Source organism: Stappia sediminis, from assembly GCF_009826895.1.
Classification (GTDB): domain Bacteria; phylum Pseudomonadota; class Alphaproteobacteria; order Rhizobiales; family Stappiaceae; genus Hongsoonwoonella; species Hongsoonwoonella sediminis.
Genome location: NZ_WUMV01000003.1, coordinates 625001 through 630000, shown reverse-complemented (window position 1 = coordinate 630000; position 5000 = coordinate 625001). Strand labels below are relative to the sequence as shown.

4 protein-coding genes (1 of these 4 cut by a window edge) are annotated in these 5000 nt (G+C 56.7%); all 4 read right to left on the bottom strand.

Going from position 1 to position 5000, the window contains the following annotated elements:
* Positions 1 to 882: the 5' portion of an adenylate/guanylate cyclase domain-containing protein gene (locus GR183_RS09830; RefSeq protein ID WP_160775409.1), read on the bottom strand. Its footprint begins 672 nt before the window's first position; 882 of the gene's 1554 nt are visible here — the first part of the coding sequence; the start codon lies at positions 880 to 882; the stop codon falls past the left edge of the window.
* Between the two features lie 11 nt (positions 883 to 893).
* Positions 894 to 1253, bottom strand: coding sequence for a response regulator (locus GR183_RS09825; protein ID WP_160775408.1), 360 nt, complete (start codon positions 1251 to 1253; stop codon positions 894 to 896).
* A gap of 15 nt (positions 1254 to 1268) precedes the next feature.
* Complete coding sequence (locus tag GR183_RS09820; RefSeq protein WP_202395950.1) at positions 1269 to 3860, bottom strand: response regulator; 2592 nt, start codon at positions 3858 to 3860, stop codon at positions 1269 to 1271.
* Between the two features lie 116 nt (positions 3861 to 3976).
* Positions 3977 to 4723, bottom strand: coding sequence for a Tll0287-like domain-containing protein (locus GR183_RS09815; protein ID WP_202395948.1), 747 nt, complete (start codon positions 4721 to 4723; stop codon positions 3977 to 3979).
* Positions 4724 to 5000 lie beyond the last annotated feature (277 nt).

Genomic DNA, 5000 nt, shown 5'->3' with positions numbered 1-5000 from the left:
TTCCAAGCATGCTCTTATACGAGCCTTGAGCAGGATCGGATCGACAGGCTTTTGCAGATAGTCCTCCGCACCGGCTTCAATGCAGCGGATAACAGCATCTTCGTCCTTCAGGCCTGAGACCATCACCACCGGGATCTCGCGCCATTCTTCATCCGATTTGAGTCGGGCCAGAAGCTCAATGCCGTTCATATCGGGCATCAAGACATCTGCGAGGACGAGATCGAAATCCCCTTGTCCCAGCTTCTCCAGAGCCTCTCGCCCCGAAGCGGCGGCTTCAACAGCATGGCCGTCTCGTTCCAGTCGCCTTGCAAGGAGGTCGCGATTGGATTCGGTGTCGTCGACCACCAGAATGTGCCCTGCCTCCACGGCGATCGAGGACGCACCCGCCGTCATGGTTCGCGCCAGATCGGCTGCGATGGTTACATCCGTCGTGCCTTCCGCGGAAATATCGGAAAAATGAGCGGGCCTCTCCAACATCGCATCGACCTGCTCCAGCAGCAGGCGACTTTCGGCGATGATCCTTGAGATATCGTCCAGGAGCCTTTGCCCGAGCTTGTCTCCAAAGTCTTCAAGCACCATTTCGGAATAGCCGATGATCGCATTCACGGGTGTTCGAAGATCATGCCTCACATTGGCATCGACCGAAGGCATGCTTTCGAGATCCGCTCCCACACTTCCAGTCAGGTGCTCGATCAGAGCGTTCAGCATGCGTGCGGCCTGAAGGACCTTTTGGAGATCGGACAAAGCCTCGTGCGGCCCGTGCTCACGGACCTCCTCGGTTATCAGCTCCTGGTAACCGAATATCGCCTGGGCAGGCGCCGCCAGCTTCTGCGCGACGATTGCTATATATGCGCGTTGCCCGATGTCACGAAGATCCGGCACGTAAAACACCCTTAGGTCAGGCGGGCGATTTTTTCCAGGAGGCCCGCCAATTCGATCGGCTTCGTATCATAATCGTTGCAGCCGGCTTCGATCGCCTTTTCACGGTCGCCCGCCATCGCGTGAGCCGTCAATGCGATAATCGGAATATCGGCCGTTGCGGGATTTCGCCGGATTCTGCGCGTCGCCTCCCAGCCGTCCACGACCGGCAGGCTCATATCCATCAAAACGATATCCGGCGCGCATTCGACGACCGCATCCACCCCGGCCTGACCGTCCACCGCGATAACGACATCGAACCCACGCCGCTCGAGGCGCCGGGAAAGCATGTCGCGGTTCATCTCATTGTCCTCAACGAGGAGAATCTTGACCATCCTTTTCCATGCTCCTCAGGCATTTTCCGCCACGGGTACGTGCCGTTTCAAGGCGGCAATCAGATCGGCGCGCCCTTCGGCGCCCTTCTTGACGACTTCCTTCGCATGCGATCCGAGCCATTCCAGTTCCTGCCTGCTTAAATCCTTCGACGTCACGACGACGACCGGCAAATCCGAAAGATCCGGCCTTGTCCGTATCTCCCGCAGCAATTCGAATCCGTCCATCTCCGGCATCATCAGATCGAGAAGCATGATCGTCGGACGACCCGCTTCAAGCTGTTCCAGACCGACCCTGCCGTTGGATGCTTCTCGCACGCGCCATCCTTCGCGAAGCAATACCCGCCTGAACAGCTCTCTCGTCGCGGGATCATCATCGACGACGAGCACATCCTGCTTTTTATCTCCAGCGACCGCTTTCAGGGTTTCAACGAGTTGAAGCGGATCGATCGGCTTTATCAGATGATCGGCAGCGCCGAACGCCAGCCCCATCTCGCGGTCTTGCATCACGGTTGCGAGGATCACCGGCACCCTGCAGAGGTTCTTGTCGGACTTGAGTGCCTTCAAGACCGACCAGCCGTCCATTCCAGGCATTATAACATCGAGGACGATTGCAGCCGGTTTGGACCGGCGCGCTTCGGCAATTCCCTCCTCGCCCCCCTTTGCCTCGACAACGGCGAAGCCGGCTTTTCGCACCGCATCCGACACCACTTTTCGCGCACGCGCCTCATCATCGATCACCAATACCGTTTCGTTCGGTGCGGTTCCCGGCAAAACAGGTCGAGGCTCAGATTCCTGCCGTTCGTGAAGCTTGCAAACCGCAGGTATCGCGAATCGGAAAGTCGCCCCTTCGCCGGGCGCACTTTCCACTTCGATCGTCCCGCCCAGCATGTTCGTAAAATGACGCGTGATCGCCAGCCCGAGACCGGTCCCGCCGTAATTTCGCGTCGTCGAAGCATCTGCCTGGACGAATGCCTGGAAAAGCTTCGACTGCTGCTCCTTGCTCATTCCGATACCGCTGTCGGCAACCGTAAACTCGAGCCAGTCGCCATCGTCGCGTCGCTGGCGCATAACGGATAAATCTATTTCTCCGTTTTCAGTGAATTTCGCCGCGTTGGAAAGCAGGTTGAAAAGATTCTGGCGCAGTTTCGTCTTGTCCGTTTCGATTTCCCTCGGATCCACCGAAACATGCATGGAAAGCAGGTTACCTTTCTTCGCCACCAGCGGAGCGACCGTACTTTCAACGTCCTTCAAAAGCGCCGTGAGGTCGAAACGCTCGATGAAAAGTTCCATCTTGCCCGCCTCGATCTTCGACAGATCCAGAATATCATTGATAAGAGCCAGCAGATGGCGGCCGGAGCCCAGGATCTTTTCGAGATCCGTCACAAAGCCATCCTGCTCTAGATCCCTCGCATCCTCGATCAGCATTTCGCTGTAGCCGATGATGGCGTTCAGCGGTGTGCGCAGTTCGTGGCTCATAGATGCAAGGAAGCGGCTCTTCTCTTCATTCGCCACTTCCGCCCCGCGGCGCGCTTTCTCAAGTTCCGCCTGCCGCCGCTTCAGATCCGTAATATCGGTATAAACGGCGACGGTGCCGCCATCGGCCGTCTTTCTCTTGGCAATCCGTAGCCAAAGGCCATTCGCGAATTCCCGCTCCACCATTCCATAAGGCGCTCGATGACGCTGGACCGCGTCAGACACCCAGCTTTGGATTGTGTCGGCGTCTTTGCCTGAAAAGAGCCTTTCCGCCTGAGCCTGCACGACCTCCTCGAACTTCCGCCCTGGCGTCAGCAAATCGGCGATCTCGGGGAATATCTCCACGTAGCGATGGTTCACCATCACCAGACGGTCATGTTCGTCGTAAAGTGCGAACCCATCCGGAATCGTCTCGATCGCGGCAACCACCGTGTTGCGCTGACGCTCGGCGGCAACCTCCAACTCACGCCGTTTCGCCTGGCTGTCGCGCAAAAGGCGCAAGGTATTTGCGAGTCGGCCGAATTCATCCTTGCCGGCAGGAGGCAATTCGACGTTCTCATGACCTTCTGTTAACTGAGCCATTGCGCGGTCGATACGCGCAAGTGGCCTCAGAATGGAACGTAGAACAAGAAGGGTCGTCACCACGCCGGCAACGCAGATAATGCCGACAGCTATCAAGGCGCGAATATAGTCGGCGCGTGCCTCCGCGGCGGCAATATCTCGCGCTGCGTCCGCTTCCCGTTCGAATCGCTCCGCCATTTCCTCAAGCACGGCGACGACATCATCGCTGTGTCGCCTCGCCGCTGCGAGAAGAGCGTTGCCTATAACCCGGTTGCCTGCGGTATAGGCGTCGACTGCCTGCATCGCTTTTTCTTTATAGGCCTGCGCCCCTTTCCTTATCGTATCGGCCGCCTGAGGAGCGAATTCGTCAATCCGCGCAAGATCGTCCAACAACGAGGTATAGGCCTCCTCGGCCCGCCTTTCGGACAAGGTCAACAGGCTCACGGAAAGATCCGTCAGCCAATACCGCAAATCCCCGAAATGCCGGTGTGCCCTTGCAGCTTCATCAAACCGGTGAAACCGTGCATTCGCCTGCTCGACGCGCTGTTCGGTCTGAAACAGATCGTGCGTCATGAATGCGACGCTGATAAGCAACGCCCCGAGGAGGGCAACCGTGAGGGAAATAAGCCGAAGCGGAATTTTCCGACGCGACAGGACAGCCATCCTTTTTCTTAAGGCATGGGCGTGCATCATCTGAACAGCGTGATGCTTATGGCGCCGGCAAGATCGCCTTCCGCGCCCCCTTCCTTGGGATAGCCTGTAACATCGACTTCGCCTTTGGGCTGCCCATGGCAGGTCAAGCAGGAAGCCGAATAATATTCCGGAATCAGCATACGAAATGCAGGCTTTCCGTTTTTCTCGACTTCATCGAAATAAGGTTTGCCCCTCTCCCATGCGGACGTCTGAAACTTGCTCTCCAGTACGTTTCGTTCCCACTCATCGGGCGTTGCCTTGCGGTTACGAACGATATCGACCGGAGCTGTAACTTTCGTCTGCGCCAGATTGCCGACTTTCTCGGCGAAACGTTCGTTCACCAACCGGGCGAAAATCGCTGGAATAAAGCCTTTGAAGCCGATTCCTTCCGCGTCGATCAGATCCTGATTTTCATCGACGATTTCCCGCATTGCGGCGATCTGCGCTTCGAACAATTGCTTATCCAAGTCGCTTAGGTTTTCAGGCTCGAGGGACTTTCCCTCACGCTGGGCATAAAGCTCCAATGCCTCATCAACGACGCGCTGACCCGGAAGGTTTTTTTCGGCGATCGATTCGTCATTTATAAGAGACTGATGATTGGAAATAACGCTGCGGCCGGCCCTCAACACAGCGGCCAGTCGTTCTCCGGTCGCCAATTCTTGGTCGCTCGCCAGGACCGGGATTGCAAACGAGGCAAACGCAATCGCAGCAATCATGACGGCGCCAAACGATTTGCGTCGCATCATAAACTCCGCGATTTATTGATAACTCATCTCACCTTAGCAAATTTCCGTTTAGTCAGATAGACACTTTGTCGCACCTGCTACGGCGGGGAAATAAAGCCCGGGGGCCAGGTTTTACGATCGTTGAAGCATGCTTAAACGGTGGGCTTAATCAGGCAGACCGCTTCAACTGGCTGAAGGCTCAAATGAGGCCAGACCCAATCCCGAATCAAACGCCTGTGGATCCCGGGACTGGAGAATACGAACCGGAAAAATGACACCGCCCACCGTGCCTCAT

Bases quoted from the DNA above. Each gene is read 5' to 3' on its own strand.
- GR183_RS09815 (WP_202395948.1), bottom strand. From the start codon at position 4,723: ATGCGACGCAAATCGTTTGGCGCCGTCATGATTGCTGCGATTGCGTTT.
- GR183_RS09820 (WP_202395950.1), bottom strand. From the start codon at position 3,860: ATGACGCACGATCTGTTTCAGACCGAACAGCGCGTCGAGCAGGCGAAT.
- GR183_RS09825 (WP_160775408.1), bottom strand. From the start codon at position 1,253: ATGGTCAAGATTCTCCTCGTTGAGGACAATGAGATGAACCGCGACATG.